The organism is Psychrobacter sp. 1Y6 (genome assembly GCF_052258385.2).
Taxonomy (GTDB): domain Bacteria; phylum Pseudomonadota; class Gammaproteobacteria; order Pseudomonadales; family Moraxellaceae; genus Psychrobacter.
The window spans coordinates 1596428-1611671 of the sequence record NZ_JBQQEW020000001.1; the positions used below are offsets into that span (position 1 = coordinate 1596428).

The window sequence follows — 15244 nt, forward strand, 5'->3', positions numbered from 1 at the left end:
GGTTTTACTAAAAACACTAATGAATACCAGTGTCCATGACAGTGTCCAATACTTCTGTATTTTTCTACATAAGAGACTTTTTATAAGTCATCAATCATAAACCTATCATTAACTTTAATTATCAGATTACGGATATACATTATGGCTATCGACACTGCAAACGATATCAACAAACTAGAATGCCGAGACAAAGATTATTCTGTCAGTGTCTCAGGTGTGGCTGGCTTAAGTCTGCGTATTTATCCAAATGGCAAAAAGGAATACTACTTACGTTATTCCCATCCGCATATCGAGGGCAAACGCCCTAGGATGATGTTGGGTAAGATTGAGGATGTCAGTCTCCATGAGGTTAAATATAAAGCAGACACCATTCTTGATATGGTCGCAAAAGGCTCTGACCCTAAAGCTATCCAGCAAAAAGAACAAACCAATAAATATACTCACCTAAAAAATGCACCATTTTCTGAGATTGCTCAAGCATGGCGAGAACACAAAACAGCAGGTCGCACTCAAAGTAAATCTAAAAAACCGTCATACAGTGAGTCAACTCTCAAGTTTTGGGATTTATGTTTAGGATATATGTGCCAAGAAATTGGTGATTTAAGAATGGACGATATCACCAGTGAGATGATACTGAGTGTGTGTGAGTCTATCCAAAACAATGAAAATCAAGCAACTTTCGTTGGGGCAAGCACTCGTCTGTATACTGAAAAAGTGTTTTCATTCGCTGTTGCTCGAGGGTTGTGCGATAGAAATGTGGCAGTCGATACCCGTGGTGAGCTTGCACCTGCCAATTCAGGCAATCACTTGCCAGCCATCACCAAACCAGATCAATTTGCGACTCTCTTAAAGGATATGTCGAATTTTAGAGGTGCAAGTAAGATCACATTAGAGGCTATGAACTTATTACCTTACGTGTTTGTACGTAGTATCGATCTGCGCTCGATGCGTTGGGATGACATCGATTGGGACAATAATACATGGGCGTTCTCCCCGACCAAAGGCGAAGGTCGTGACGATATGGTCTCGCACTTAGTTGTTCCCTTAGCCACGCAAGTGATTACGCGATTACGAAACATTCAGTCAATTACTGGGCATAAGGAATTTGTATTTGCCTCGATGCGCGGTTCAAGCAATGCTTATATTAGTAAAGCGACGTTGGTACAGATATTCCACCGGCTTGGATATAAAGACGTGCAATGTGCGCATGGATTTCGAGCATCCGCTAAAACTTTGCTCATGGAACAGCCTGAGCTACGCTATTCTGACATCGTCACAGAGTTACAGCTAGGTCACAGGATAAAAGACACACATGGCGGGGCTTACAACAGACTCGATGAAATCGATACTAGGGTACAGATGATGCAAGATTGGGCAGATTATATAGATGAGCTTCGGAGTCGTTAGAGATTATTTTAGAGTCAAAAACCATATTTTTTTGCTTTTATTTATGCTTCTTTGAAATGTACTTTACGGAAGTTCACAGGAGACATCCCAGTAAATTGTTTGAACTGTCGACTAAAGGCACTATGATCACCGTATCCACAGTTTAAGGAGACTTGAGTTACTGTTAGCTTATGATTCGCTAGTAGTCGAATGGCATGCTCTAGGCGCATTTTTTGTACAAACTGAATGGGTGACATATTGAGCACTGCTTTGAAGGTACGCTCCAATTGCGATTGACTAAGATTTGCCAATTTCGCCAATTGACCAATATTGATTTTTTGATCAAGATTGTCTCGTACGTATTGATCTACGCTTGCCAATCGAGCGTGTTTGCGTAATATCCGCTCGTTATCTTCATCAATATCTACTGATATACCTACCATTGCTACAATATGATTTTCTACATCATAGACGGGGATTTTTTGCGTGATACACCATCCTAGCTGTCCTGATGCATAGCTATGAAGTTCTAACTTATCAACAATCTCCCTGCCTTCCCTTAACACTCTCAGATCCTGATTGAGATAATCCTTGCCTTGAGACTTCAAAAACACTTGCTCTGTAGTTAGTCCTATTAGTGCTTTTTTGTTTTTAAGCCCGCTACGTTTAATGAGCGTTTTGCTGACTAATCGATAGCATGCTTGGTCATCTTTAACAAAAAACACCACATTTTTCATAGTATCAAACAAAGGCATCAATAACGATATATTGCCAACAAACTCATCAAAATTGGCTGGTTGATAAGTTTTTAGGTGTTTTGACAGTTGTTTTGTAGGTGCTTCTAGTACTAACGGCCGCATCGGTATATTCCCATATAGCATCTCAAGCTTGTCGTTGAGCTTTTCAGGTATTTTAGGGTGCTACACCATATTTATACTCCTAAATATCTTTATAACCTGTGCAGAAATGCGCATTTATTCATATAAAAACATCAAGACTGCTTTTCTGAAAAACGTCATTCTATATTTACGCCTTGTTCATTTATGAATAACGCTAACAGTATATTAACTCACGGATGAATCAGGTAGGCAGTCATGTTTGATACGCTTTTTACTCTTAAGATTATTGATTCGCATACTGGCGGTGAACCTACTCGTATGGTATATGAAGGATTTCCTGAGCTTAGTGGGCAATCTATTCAAGAAAAACTTCAGGACTTCAAACAGAATTTCGATCATTTACGTCAAAGTATTATCCTAGAACCTCGTGGTAATGATGTGCTTGTCGGAGCGCTTTTGTGCCCGCCTTCTGATCCTCGTGCCACGGCTGGCGTGATCTTCTTTAATAATCATGGCTATTTAGGTATGTGTGGCCATGGCACTATCGGCGTTATTGCATCTCTAGCTTATCAACAAAAAATAACCGCTGGTGATCACTATCTAGAAACAAGCGTAGGCCTAGTTAAAGCAACCTTACATGATGATGGTAGTTGTAGCGTCCAGAATGTCCCCTCTTATCGCTACCAAAAACAGGTAGAAGTTCAAGTACCCAATATCGGTCCTATCTATGGAGATATCGCTTGGGGTGGTAATTGGTTTTTCTTAGTCAACGATCATAAGCAAGCTATTGAAGCCAATAATGTTGAAGTACTCACTCAATTTAGCATACAGATCAAAAAAGCACTTCATAAGTCTGGAATCACGGGTGCTGACAATGGCGAAATTGATCATATAGAACTGTTTGGCAAGAGCGATCTCACCGGCACTAACAGCAAAAACTTCGTATTATGCCCTGGATCTGCCTACGATCGCTCTCCTTGTGGTACGGGAACCAGTGCCAAATTGGCTTGCTTAGCCGCAGACAATGTACTCGCACCTGGTGAGACTTGGTATCAGCAAAGCATCATTGGCAGTGTCTTTAGTGCCAGCTATCAGCCTATTGATGTGCTTAGTAACCATAGCCCTCTTCATAACCACCCTATCAATACTATTATACCCACGATCCGAGGGTACGCCTACGTATGTGCAGAGACCTCTCTCATCGTTCAAGACAGCGATCCGTTCAAATGGGGTATTTCTTTATAGATACCAGTTTATATAGCTTTTAGGAAGTAACCAATCACTGCTCAGTAAGGTCAAAAAAGCGAGACTCTCATGGACACACAAGTGTTTGATATACATATCATCGGTGGTGGCATTATCGGGCTATGTGCTGCGGTTACCCTACAGTCTCGCGGGGTAAAAGTTGCGATTTTGGAAGCGGATAAAATCGGTCGCGGTGCAACTTATGGCAACGCAGGTCACATTGCCACTGAACAGGTTTTCCCTATTGCTGATGCTAGTATCCTAAGACATGTTCCTGCCATGCTACTCAACCCTGAAGGACCTCTGCGGATAGATTGGCGCTACCTTCCACGCTTAGCACCATGGGCATTCAAGTTATTACTTAATATGCGTACCGAACCATTTGCACGCAGTCACCAAGCGCTTTTGGCATTAAATGCACAGAGCCTTCAAGCTTGGCAAGATTTTGCCAAAGAGTGGCAGTTACATTCTTGGGTACAAATACAAGGATCTGTATTAACCGCAGAGACGCCCAACAGTCTAAAAGTACTGACTGAGCACGGTCAACGTTTAAACAGTTTAGGGGTTTCTAACAGCCTACTCTCACAGTCAGCATTGACAGATCTTGAACCTGCGTTAAAAGACAATCAACTGGGTGCTTTGTTTTTTCCAGAGACAGGTCATATCACCAATATAGAAGCCATTACCCATAAATTAAGTACTATTTTTAGATCGCTTGGTGGTCAAATTTATGAGAATTGCCGTGTTTTGAGCGCGGAAGTAATAACTGATGGTATTCGTTTGACGACGACACAAAAGCAGCTTCATGCCAGCAAAGTTATGCTCGCCGCAGGAGCTCATTCCAAAGCCTTAGCCAAACAGCTAACAGGCGTCTCAGTACCAATGGATACAGAGCGAGGCTATCACCTGATGCTTCCTAACGAAAGTCAGCGTTTCAACATCCCTATTTCTAGCATGGACCGCCGCTTTATTATGACACCAATGGAAAAAGGGCTGCGCTTGGCTGGCACTGTTGAGTATGCAGGACTTGAGGCGCCGGCAAATATGAACCGTGCGAATATGCTGTTGAAACAAGCTCAAGCAATGCTAAAGACCCCATTAGATAGTGACAGCAATACGCAATGGATGGGGTTTAGACCCTCTACAGCAGACTCACTACCCATCATAGATAGACGTAATTCAGTCTTTTTAAACTTTGGTCATCAGCATCTAGGTCTGACCCAAGCTGTCGTAAGCGCACAGATGATTGCAGCGTTGTATTTTGGCGATACTGCCATGGTAGATCTTACTGCCTATCGTCTAAATCGCTTCAAACGTAAGTCTTTTAAATAATAATCGAACATTTCATCTCTATGACAACTCATAGAACCAACAACGTCGCTAACAGCTCATGGCTTACTAACGGCCTTTACTTCCAAATAAGGATATTTATATGAACATTCATGGCGTTTTAGTCCCTATCGTTACTCCTTTCGATGTTAATGGAGATATCGATACTCAAAAGTTAACCGAACTGGTCAATGTATTCATAGAAAAAGGCGTTACCGGAATCGTAGCTTGCGGTACAACGGGGGAATACTACACGTTCTCGCCTGCAGAACGTGAACTGGTTTTGACCACTATCGCTGATGCTGCCAAAGGCAAAGTCACTCTAATTGCAGGTAGCAACAGTTTATCGACCAATCATTCTATCGAACTTGCTCATCAAGCCAAAAATCTGGGCTACGACGGCTTAATGTTATCAGCCAATCCGTATAGCCTACCAGACCAAGACGGTATTATTGCGCATTTTGAAACCGTCGCTGATGCCACTGACCTACCTATCATTATGTATAACTTTCCAGCACGCGTCGGTGTGAGCATTGAATTTGAAACCGTCGCGCATTTATCCAAACATCCCAATATTGTAGGTGTCAAAGAAAGCAGCGGCGATTTTAGCCATGCATTACGTATGCTACAGGCTGATTTTGAAAACTTTGAAGTGGTTTGTGGTTGTGACGACCAACCAGTAGATTTCTTCTTTTGGGGTGCTAAGAGCTGGATCGCTGGTGCGGCTAACGTATTTCCAGCAGAACAAGTTGCATTGTTTGAAGCCACACAAAAAGGTGATTGGAACCGTGCTAAAGAGCTGATGACAGCCATGTATCCTGCTATCCACTCTATGGAGTCTGGAAACTATAACCAAAAAGCCAAAGTAGGCTGCATTAACGGGAGCATTAATGTTGGGTCAGTACGACTACCTTTGACTGATATGTCAAAAGAAGAGACTCAGTCATTTTTAGCACTTCTGTCTTGATACATCGCACCATTCTTATCGTTCCTACCATTGTATAGAAAAGGACAATCTAATGAGTATGACCACAGCGCAAGTCTTCGAACTCGCCAGCAACCAACAGCTTTGGGCAGGCCATTTAATAGATACCACAGCACCAGTATCCGAGACAACACTCCCTAACTACAGCCCTATTGATAATACCTGTATAGGTAGCATTGCTAATGGAATTCAGCAAGATGTTAATACAGCGGTAACGGCAGCCCGAGACGCTTTTGAACATGGTGAGTGGCGACGGATGTCTCCTGCAGAGCGCAAAGCTATCATGCAGCGCTGGTGTCAGTTAATGCATGAGCATATGGATGAGTTAGCTGCCTTAGATTGCGTCGATGCAGGCAAGCCTATTACGGAATGTCTCAACACTGACCTGCCCGCTACGATTGAAACCTTTGAATGGTACGCCGAAACGGCTGATAAAGTTTTTGGCAAGGTTGCTCCTACTGGCGCTGATGCGCTAGGCCTTGTGGTACAAGAGCCTATCGGTGTAGTGGGTGCAGTACTACCATGGAATTTCCCAGCGCAAATGTATGCATGGAAAGTTGCACCCGCATTAATAACTGGCAACTCAGTCATTGTTAAACCTGCTGAATTGACCTCGCTCTCAGCATATCGATTAACACAATTGGCGTACGAGGCTGGCGTGCCAAAAGCGGCGTTGCAGTTAGTCTGTGGGCTTGGTGAAGAAGTGGGTGCGGCACTCGGTCAGCATATGGATGTTGATATGGTTTCTTTTACAGGATCAACTGAGGTCGGCCGACTATTTCTACAGTACTCTGCACAAAGCAACCTCAAGGAAGTCGTCTTAGAGTGTGGTGGCAAAAGCCCTCAAATCGTCTTTGCAGATGCCCTTATCAATGAACAAACCATCGAGCATATTTTATCCGCTGCCTTTTGGAATATGAGCGAAAACTGTAGCTGTGGTTCACGCCTACTTGTCCATTCTAGCCAAAAAGAAGTGTTGTTAACGCTATTAAAAGAAGGTCTTCAGTCTTGGAAGGTTGGTCATCCTTATGATCCCGAGGTCGCTATTGGCCCAATGATCGAAAAAGCGCATTTTGAGAAAGTAATATCACATCTCAATACTGCAAAAACGGAGGGTGCTCGTTTGATCGCAGGTGGACGTATCCACGATGAACTCGGTAGTGGCTGGTATATCGAGCCTACCGTCTTTGATAATGTCAGCCCAGACATGACGCTGTTTAAAGAAGAGGTTTTTGGCCCACTTTTAGCTGTCACTAGTTTTGAAACCGAAGAGGAAGCTATTCAGCTCGCCAATCAGAGTAATTATGGGCTTGCTGCATCCTTCTATACACAAAATATCCATCGCGCATTCCGCGTGGCATCCGCTATTAAAGCTGGTACCGTCTCGATTAATGGTTTTTCTGAGGGCGATATTACGACACCTTTTGGTGGTTATAAACAATCTGGCTTCGGCGGTCGTGACAATGGCTTAGAGGCGTTGTCCCAGTATACCCAAACCAAAACTATCTGGTTAGTGAACTAACAACTGACATTGTCCGCTATCCACGCCCAAGTCAGCATAACCGAAAACACTACAAGGAAGTAAAGTTATGGAAAATATCATCAATACTATCGTCGGGTATATTTGGAGTGACGCCCTGGTCTATCTTGCGTTAGGTGTCGGCATATATTTTACGATTATGACTCGTGCCGTGCAAATCCGTTATTTCAAAGAAATGATTAGGCTGTTGTTCGACAAACAAAGTTCATCAGCAGGGATTAGCTCCTTCCAAGCTTTCTGTATGGCGCTATCAGGACGTATTGGTGTGGGTAATATCGCTGGGGTTGCAACAGCCATTGCAGCAGGTGGCCCTGGCGCGGTATTTTGGATGATTTTCATGGGTGTGTTAGGTGGCGCTAGCGCTTTTATTGAGTCTACCTTAGCGCAGGTATACAAACATAAGGTCGGTGATCAATATCGTGGCGGCTCCCCGTTCTATATTGAAAGAGGATTAAAGCTAAAACCTTTTGCTATCATCGTCGCTATCGTGACCTGTCTATCTTACGGCGTGTTAGTGCCTGGTGTTCAGGCCAATACCATTGCGGACTCTTTTAATACAGCATTTAATATACCGCCCGTTGTAACAGGAATTATCCTTGTCGTACTATTAGGTATCATTATATTTGGCGGTGTGAAGCGTATTGCTAATTTTGCAGGAAAAGTCGTACCTGTCATGGCAATCGGTTATATCCTCATGATGGTGATTGTATTGGCATTTAACGCTCAAAATATCCCTGCAATGTTTGCACTTATCTTTAAGAGCGCTTTTGGCATGGATGCAGTGTTTGGTGGTATGGTTGGGACCGCAATCTCTTGGGGCGTACGCCGTGCTGTTTTCTCAAACGTTGCGGGTGCTGGCGAGGCGACTTTTAGCTCAGCGGCAGCCGAAGTATCACATCCTGCCAAACAAGGTTTAGTGCAAAGCTTCTCTATCTACATCGATACGGTGCTTGTCTGTACTGCAACAGCGTTGATGATTCTATCAACTGGCATGTATAACGTGGTGACCCCTGAAGGTATAACCCTAGTTGATAATATGCCGGGTATTGAAGCTGGCACGGCATTTACCCAAGCGGCTGTATCTACTGTCTTCAACCAGTATGGAAGTGGCTTTGTTGCGATTGCTATCTTCTTATTCGCCTTCACCTGCTTGGTTGCTTATTACTATATTGCCGAAACTACGTTGGTCTATTTGGACAATAAACTGCGCTACCCCATTCTCAAACATGTACTCAAACTGGTCTTTTTAATCGTTTGTTTCACTGGTAGTGTTCAGTCAATCGGTATGATGTGGGCGTTAGGTGATATAGGGTTTGGCAGTATGTGCTACTTAAACTTCATTGCCATTTTACTGCTAAGTAAAGTTGCTCTAAAAGTTCTAAAAGACTACGACGAGCAGATGAAATTAGGTATAAATCCTGTCTTTGACCCTAGAAAGGCTGGAGTGGATAATGCGGACTTTTGGATAGAATATAGCAATGAGCATGGTCATAAAAAATCGCTCTAATAATAGTGCATTAGAGGTCTGCCAGTATCTACTAGTAAAAAAGTTGCTATCAACATCAAGCAGGCCTCACCTATTTATGTTAAATTGCAAAAAACCATAAGGATATTACGTATAAGATAACCATAGTATTGTATCCACTCATTTGATAGGAAGGTTGAAGATGACACTAGATAACAACGTACTACGTAAACGCACCAGCTTGTTGGGTTCATTATTAGGTGATGCTATTTCTCGCCAATCTGGTGAGCAGACGCTAGATACGATTGAGACACTGCGCAAAGGCTTTATTCAACAGCGCCGTGAGCCGAATGAGGCGCATAAACAGCAGCTTATCGATTTTATTGCTTCTTTGGATAATCAAACCTTAAAAAACGTCATACGCGGCTTTTCTATCTATTTTTTCCTAGCCAATCTAAGCGAAGAGAATTACTTGCGTGAGCAGCGTCATGCGCAGCGTATGCAATCTGAGCAAAGCTGGGAAGGATCATTTCGTCGTACCTTACTTGAGTGTCGTGAGCGCAATATCGAGCCTGCTCAAATGCAAGAGCTGATCGATCAGCTAAAGTTTACACCTGTATTTACGGCGCATCCTACCGAAGCGCGTCGCCGTACTACGATGAATATCTTACAAAGTCTATTCACACATAGCGACGCTTTAAACAACGTGTCTGAAAACAGCTTCGCCTACGAGCAAGCAAAAGAACAAACGGCGCAAACGATTGATCTGTTATGGTCATCTGATGAGGTGCGCACCCGTAAGCCGTTGGTATATGATGAGATTAATAATGGCTTGCATTACTTTAATGCCAGTTTGTTCAATGCCATTCCTAAAGTGTATCGTAATATCAAAAAAGCCATTGTCGACATCTATCCAGAGCTCACAGACTATCCACTGCCTGCCTTTATGAGCTTTGGGTCATGGATTGGTGGTGATAGAGATGGCAATCCTTTTGTGACTTTTGAGACCACAGAGCTTGCCGTATTGATGCATGCTGATACCGTGCTGCGTCACTATCAAGTGCTACTCAAAAAACTGCGCCGCCAGCTGATTCATAGTGACACTATTGTCACCGTTTCACCTGACGTATATGCCAAAATCAAAAGTTATGATGAGCTCGATCAGCGTGTGTTTGACTATAACCTAGATGACTATAGCAATGAGCCATATCGTCGCCTGCTCTCTATTATTCTGACTAAAGTCAAAGCAACCAATCGCCGTATCCAAAGCAAAGGCACGGATATCGAAGCTGAAAAAGATGCCTATGCCAATCCAGAAGAATTACTAGAAGACCTGCGCATTATCCGTCAAAGTGTCAATACACACGATACGGCACACAGCGATGGATTACTACTAGATGTCATTCGTTTGGTCAAAACTTGCGGCTTTCATTTGGCAGCGCTCGATATCCGCCAAGAGTCGTCATACCATGGCGAAGTGATTGCCGATATCTTTGCCAGTGCCTCCAACCTGCCTGATTATCAAACGCTAAGTGAAACCGAACGTCAAGAATGGCTCACACGATTGCTAGAAAAACCAGGCACGCCGCTTATCTATACTGATAACCTGACAGACAAAACGCGTGAGCAATTGTCACTGATGAATTCGGTCGCTACTCTACGCAAATTGGTGGGACAGGCTACTTTTGGTAGCTATGTGATCTCGATGACCAATAATGCTAGCCAGCTACTAGAAGTATTGCTGCTCATGCGGTTTGCAGGCTTATGCAGAATTGATGACGAAGGTCAGTTGTCTGCTGACCTACCTGTCGCACCGTTATTTGAGACCATCGAAGATCTCAAAAATATCGATAAAATCTTGCCTGCCGTGTTAGATAATCCACTGTATCGTGGACTGCTACGGAACACGGACAACACGCAAGAGATTATGCTGGGTTATTCAGACTCATCAAAAGACGGCGGCATTATCACCTCTGCTTGGCAGCTTTATAGTGCACAGCAGACCATTAATAACATTGCTGAGCAATATGGTATAAAAACACGCTTGTTCCATGGTCGTGGCGGTTCTGTGAGCCGTGGTGGTGGATCAACGCACAAAGCCATTGCGGCACAGCCAGCTGGCACGCTACATGGTCAGATTAAGGTAACTGAGCAAGGCGAAGTGCTCTATGCCAAGTATGCCAATACAGATACCGCTGTGTTTGAGCTGACCATGGCGATTACAGGTACGCTAAAAGCCTGCTCTACAAGGTTTGTGGTACAACCGACTGAGTTGCCAGAGTATGAAGCGTTGTTTGCACGCTTGGCGGATGCTGGTGAGCAGCGCTATCGCGAGCTGACCGATCATACCGAAGGGTTTTATAAATTCTACTCTGAGGTCACCCCAGTACAAGAAATATCTCTGTTAAACATTGGCTCACGTCCAGCCCATCGCAAAAAAGGCCTACCAAGTAAGACCACCTTGCGAGCGATTCCTTGGGTATTTGGCTGGTCATTGGCACGCTTTACCTTACCTGCTTGGTATGGCGTTGGTAGTGCGCTAGATAGCGTCAAAAAAGACGAAGCATTGATGAAAGAGATGAATAAGCACTGGCCGTTTTTTAGCGTGTTTATCAGTAATATCGAGATGGCCTTTACCAAAGCCAATATGAATATTGCCGAGGCCTATAGCCAACTATGTGATGATGAGCCGTTACGCGAAAAAATTATGACAGCGGTCACCGATGAACACACACTGACCAATTCAGGATTAAACTCTCTGCTTGAGCAAGACTCCTTATTATCCAATCAGCAGAATCTTGCTTCATCCCTGCAGTGGCGAGACGCTTATCTAGATCCTATCAACTATATCCAGATTGAGCTGTTAAAGCGTGCCAGACAACAGGACACCCCGAACGATTTGGCACATGGCGACCTTAATGTAGAAGATCCATTAATCCGTAGTATCAATGCGCTAGCTGCAGGGTTACGAAATACTGGTTAGGGTAGCTTTTCGATAAGTAGCTTTCGAATAAACAAAAAGCTTATACCAATTATCGCAAATATTAGGGCTTCGTTCGCGAAGCCTTAATATTATTTAAAACCCTTCAGAAAATATCTCGCCAGATATCAATCGCAGTTTAGTACTGCGTTGATTGATATTGCCTATTAGGTGATTCGTAATTCATTGTTTGAATAACCGGTCCGAACAAGATACCGTAAAATATATTTTTACTTCATGTATATGTAGGGTCTGCTCCAATGGAAACGCCTCAATTAACACCATCTTTAGACATCGCAGCAATTGATTGCCATATAGAATCCGTTGCACTCATTGACCGCGCTATTCAAATACGCTGGAATGATGGTATCGACAGTACGCACCACTATATCTGGCTGCGTGATAACTGCCCATCGGCTTTTCATCCGCACACTGGCGAGCGTAGCTTTGATTTACTGAGTGTCTCAAAAGATATCCATCCACTATCCGTCTCTTTTGATGAGACAACGCTAACGATTGAATGGTCAGAACAAGCGCATATCAGTCACTTTGATCAGAGTTGGTTACGTGAGTTTGGGTATTCTAGTGCATTGGCCAAGGACCATAGCAGTCCTTATGAAAGTTGGGATGGCACGTTTATTGACCACATCCCCATGTATGACCAGCAGAGTATCATGACCAGTGACAGTGCTTTATATGAGTGGATGAGTGCGCTGGATAAATATGGGCTTACTATCATTGATAATATGCCAGATGACTCTGATGCTGGTGTACAGACCGCCATGCGAGTCGATTATCTGCGGCAGACTAACTTCGGTATGACCTTTGATGTGATATCAGAAAAGTCACCAATCAATTTGGCTTATACCTCGCTCTCATTACCTTTGCATACCGACTTGCCAAATCAGGAGTTGCCTCCAGGCTATCAATTCTTGCATTTTTTGAGTAATGAAAGCATAGGTGGCGAATCTACTTTTGTAGATGGATTAAAGGTGTTAGAAGGGTTACGAAAAGAGCAGCCTGAGTATTTTCGCTTGCTTGCCGAATATGCCATCCCCTTTCGTTTTCATGACACTGCCCATGATATCCGTGAGCACCACCCTGTCATCAATCTAGACAACTTTGGCAATATTGTCGAAATCAAATACAACGCCCATCTTGCAGATGTTTTCGATTTACCAAGTGACGTAATGTACGACTACTATCTTGCTTATCGAGAGCTGATGGCTCGACTAAAAGACAGTCGCTATAAGATTGAATTAAAATTAGCGGCGGGTCAAATGGTAGTTTTTGATAATCGCCGAGTCCTGCATGGGCGTAACGCATTTGATGAAAACGTCGGTGAGCGTCGTCTCAAAGGCTGTTATGTTGACCGCTCAGAGTTCAAAAGCCGTTTGCGAACGCTCAAAAAGCAACTGGCTTAACACGACCCACAGTACTTGGCCTCGGTGTCTGTTGATGACTCTAAGCTGCGTCCCTTCATGTTCCCTTATGAAAAATACAAGCGCTCTATCAAGCAGCTTTACGACCTTTCACAAATAACACCAAGCTAAAGCATGGCGTATTGACCTCACAAAAAAAGCCCCATTTCTCTTCTCTCATGTTTAGAGAGGAGAAATGGGGCTTAATATTATTCACTTACTGACTTATAGCTATCAACATAATCTTATAGTACTAATAGTGGCCTTAATAACTGGATTCACGATATAGGGTTTTGTGTGCTTCTATCCTAAAGTCTGCAGCGCTTATAGCAGGCGTAAGACCATGTGTACTGTACTTAGCTTGTATGATCTGTTCTTCCTCACGGAATAGCACATTTTGCGCTTCTTGCTTGAAGTCATGATAGCTAATGGCGGTGTCATCTTCATGACCGTCAATAACTATAGGTCTGCTAGGTTGATTTTGGCTATTCGAATGCTGTTGTACAGTCTGATTAGCATTAGCTTCTTTAGTAATATTGCTGACTGTTAAACCGTTATTAGTCGTCGACGCTTGAGATAACGTGGAAGAGATACGGTTAGACATATAGAAGGCAGATATTAGAACAATACAGATGACACTGATAATAGCAAGAACAAGACTACGGGGTCTGATGCTTTTTGGCTCGATATCATTATTCACGTTTTCTGATTCATTCATAGTTACGTACCGTCTAATTCATATCACCAATGGCACATAACTGTGCCTTTTACATAATGATATGAATTTTATATTGTATTGCAACAATTTCTAGTACGAACGTCTCGAATAAATTGATAGACGGTTATCTAACCGTCTGAAATGGTATAAAACGTAAACCATTTAATCATTGGTTTCGCGGTACAAGGTAGTCTGCGACTCTTGTCTAAAATCTTCATAAGTTATGGCAGCTTCTTCAGTAGCTATAACTGCGGCATCATTCTCTGATGTAGGAGCTTCAGAAGTTGACACTGATTCACTAACAGCTGGCAGGTTCTGTCTATTGTTGTCCAAAGCATCTTGCTGAGTAGTGGCTGGTTGCGTACTTACAGGGTCAACGCCATCCGTAGTTGTTTGACTGTCAGTAGACAGTTCTGGCTCAGCACTAACAGTCGGTGTACTGTCTGTCTCTACATGACCATCAGTACTGTTATGTTTATCATCAACCGTAGAAGTAGATAAGACTCCTGAAAATACAAGCATTAATGCAATAGCAACCAATACGATTAAACCAATCGCCACAACTGTTATGAATGGTTTCTTGCTTTTGATCACTTTATTGTCTATGACTGGCTCTTCGATAACTGATTCAGGCACATTCTCAATTTTTAAAGGGATGTTTAAAGAATCATCATCTGATATCTCAGTTATGACAGATTCACTATGATCAATCGTAGAGGGTGTCTCTGTTTGATTGCTACTATCTATATTGTTGCGATCTATATATTCTGAGGCCTCTGTATCTGAACTGACATCATTGACATCGATACTAATACTGTCGCTATCGTTAGCTATGCTCAACACATTATCTTCAGATAAATTTTCAAATACTGTACTTGTATTTGAGGCTTTAGAGGGAATGTTTGCTACTGTAGCATCTTCTGTTTCTAGTAATAACTCTTGCTCACTGCTTTGATCTTCAAAAAGCTGCAACTCTTCTGTGCTCAAGGGTTCGAAAGCGGCAAGGTTCTTTGCACTTTCTAGTGTTTCAAACGCAGCCTGATCGTTCTCTTCGGAGCCATGGACTCGATTAATAAAGCGTTCATAGATGTCGTTGTTATTACGCTTACGCGACTTTTGGTCAATAATTCTAGTCAATTTTTCATCAAAATCGGTGCCAGCGTCTTCTTTTTCGTCGCTCATAGAATAATACCAGACCAGTTTTCTCTACTGGTGTTAAATGATTGCTAGAATGAATTTTCTTACTATAGTGTAACAGTGTTATTAGCCACCAATATAGTTGCTCGACCTATTATCTTCAAGCACAATTTATGGGATAGCGCTAATATTGATAAGA

The 15244-nt window shown here is 42.9% G+C and carries 11 protein-coding genes; 8 read left to right on the top strand and 3 right to left on the bottom strand.

The genetic code is table 11. From position 1 onward, the window contains the following. The first annotated feature begins 141 nt into the window (after nt 1-141). The gene (locus ACTXGF_RS20380) at nt 142-1407 is read left to right on the top strand and encodes a tyrosine-type recombinase/integrase (protein WP_443535302.1); all 1266 of its coding nucleotides are present in this window, start codon (nt 142-144) and stop codon (nt 1405-1407) included. Nucleotides 1408-1448: 41 nt separating this feature from the next. Here the strand turns inward: ACTXGF_RS20380 and ACTXGF_RS20385 are convergent, their stop codons facing one another. Continuing rightward, the gene (locus ACTXGF_RS20385; RefSeq protein WP_443535303.1) at nt 1449-2246 is read right to left on the bottom strand and encodes a helix-turn-helix domain-containing protein; all 798 of its coding nucleotides are present in this window, start codon (nt 2244-2246) and stop codon (nt 1449-1451) included. Nucleotides 2247-2480: 234 nt separating this feature from the next. On the opposite strand from ACTXGF_RS20385, the gene ACTXGF_RS20390 reads away from it, so the two are divergent. From ACTXGF_RS20390 to ACTXGF_RS20420, 7 genes are all read left to right on the top strand, one after another. Continuing rightward, on the top strand, nt 2481-3470 hold the full coding sequence (locus tag ACTXGF_RS20390) for a proline racemase family protein (protein ID WP_443535305.1): 990 nt from the start codon (nt 2481-2483) through the stop codon (nt 3468-3470). Nucleotides 3471-3539: 69 nt separating this feature from the next. Further along, entirely contained in the window at nt 3540-4802 is a 1263-nt protein-coding gene (locus ACTXGF_RS20395; protein ID WP_443535306.1) for an NAD(P)/FAD-dependent oxidoreductase, read from the top strand. A gap of 100 nt (nt 4803-4902) precedes the next feature. Further along, nucleotides 4903-5766 (top strand): 4-hydroxy-tetrahydrodipicolinate synthase, encoded by an 864-nt coding sequence (dapA, locus tag ACTXGF_RS20400; protein WP_443535308.1) that lies wholly within the window; start codon nt 4903-4905, stop codon nt 5764-5766. 52 nt (nt 5767-5818) lie between these two features. Then, nucleotides 5819-7306 carry an aldehyde dehydrogenase gene (locus tag ACTXGF_RS20405; protein WP_443535309.1) on the top strand — a complete coding sequence of 496 codons (1488 nt, stop codon included), beginning with the start codon at nt 5819-5821 and terminating at the stop codon, nt 7304-7306. 67 nt (nt 7307-7373) lie between these two features. After that, a complete protein-coding gene (locus ACTXGF_RS20410) occupies nt 7374-8831 on the top strand; it encodes an alanine/glycine:cation symporter family protein (protein WP_394123458.1) in 1458 nt (485 codons plus the stop codon). A 160-nt stretch (nt 8832-8991) separates the two neighbouring features. Continuing rightward, nucleotides 8992-11772 carry a phosphoenolpyruvate carboxylase gene (gene ppc / locus ACTXGF_RS20415; protein ID WP_443535311.1) on the top strand — a complete coding sequence of 927 codons (2781 nt, stop codon included), beginning with the start codon at nt 8992-8994 and terminating at the stop codon, nt 11770-11772. Between the two features lie 257 nt (nt 11773-12029). Further along, nucleotides 12030-13193 (top strand): TauD/TfdA family dioxygenase, encoded by a 1164-nt coding sequence (locus tag ACTXGF_RS20420; RefSeq protein WP_443535313.1) that lies wholly within the window; start codon nt 12030-12032, stop codon nt 13191-13193. A gap of 262 nt (nt 13194-13455) precedes the next feature. On the opposite strand, the gene ACTXGF_RS20425 is transcribed toward ACTXGF_RS20420, so the two are convergent. Both ACTXGF_RS20425 and ACTXGF_RS20430 read right to left on the bottom strand, forming a co-directional pair. After that, nucleotides 13456-13908, bottom strand: a complete 453-nt coding sequence (locus ACTXGF_RS20425; RefSeq protein ID WP_443535314.1) for a hypothetical protein — start codon at nt 13906-13908, stop codon at nt 13456-13458. A gap of 162 nt (nt 13909-14070) precedes the next feature. Beyond that, a complete protein-coding gene (locus ACTXGF_RS20430) occupies nt 14071-15090 on the bottom strand; it encodes a hypothetical protein (protein ID WP_443535316.1) in 1020 nt (339 codons plus the stop codon). Between the last annotated feature and the right edge of the window lie 154 nt (nt 15091-15244).

Coding starts and splice junctions, on each gene's coding strand:
- ACTXGF_RS20380 (WP_443535302.1), top strand. CDS start 142: ATGGCTATCGACACTGCAAACGATATCAACAAACTAGAATGCCGAGAC.
- ACTXGF_RS20385 (WP_443535303.1), bottom strand. CDS start 2,246: ATGCGGCCGTTAGTACTAGAAGCACCTACAAAACAACTGTCAAAACAC.
- ACTXGF_RS20390 (WP_443535305.1), top strand. CDS start 2,481: ATGTTTGATACGCTTTTTACTCTTAAGATTATTGATTCGCATACTGGC.
- ACTXGF_RS20395 (WP_443535306.1), top strand. CDS start 3,540: ATGGACACACAAGTGTTTGATATACATATCATCGGTGGTGGCATTATC.
- dapA (WP_443535308.1), top strand. CDS start 4,903: ATGAACATTCATGGCGTTTTAGTCCCTATCGTTACTCCTTTCGATGTT.
- ACTXGF_RS20405 (WP_443535309.1), top strand. CDS start 5,819: ATGAGTATGACCACAGCGCAAGTCTTCGAACTCGCCAGCAACCAACAG.
- ACTXGF_RS20410 (WP_394123458.1), top strand. CDS start 7,374: ATGGAAAATATCATCAATACTATCGTCGGGTATATTTGGAGTGACGCC.
- ppc (WP_443535311.1), top strand. CDS start 8,992: ATGACACTAGATAACAACGTACTACGTAAACGCACCAGCTTGTTGGGT.
- ACTXGF_RS20420 (WP_443535313.1), top strand. CDS start 12,030: ATGGAAACGCCTCAATTAACACCATCTTTAGACATCGCAGCAATTGAT.
- ACTXGF_RS20425 (WP_443535314.1), bottom strand. CDS start 13,908: ATGAATGAATCAGAAAACGTGAATAATGATATCGAGCCAAAAAGCATC.
- ACTXGF_RS20430 (WP_443535316.1), bottom strand. CDS start 15,090: ATGAGCGACGAAAAAGAAGACGCTGGCACCGATTTTGATGAAAAATTG.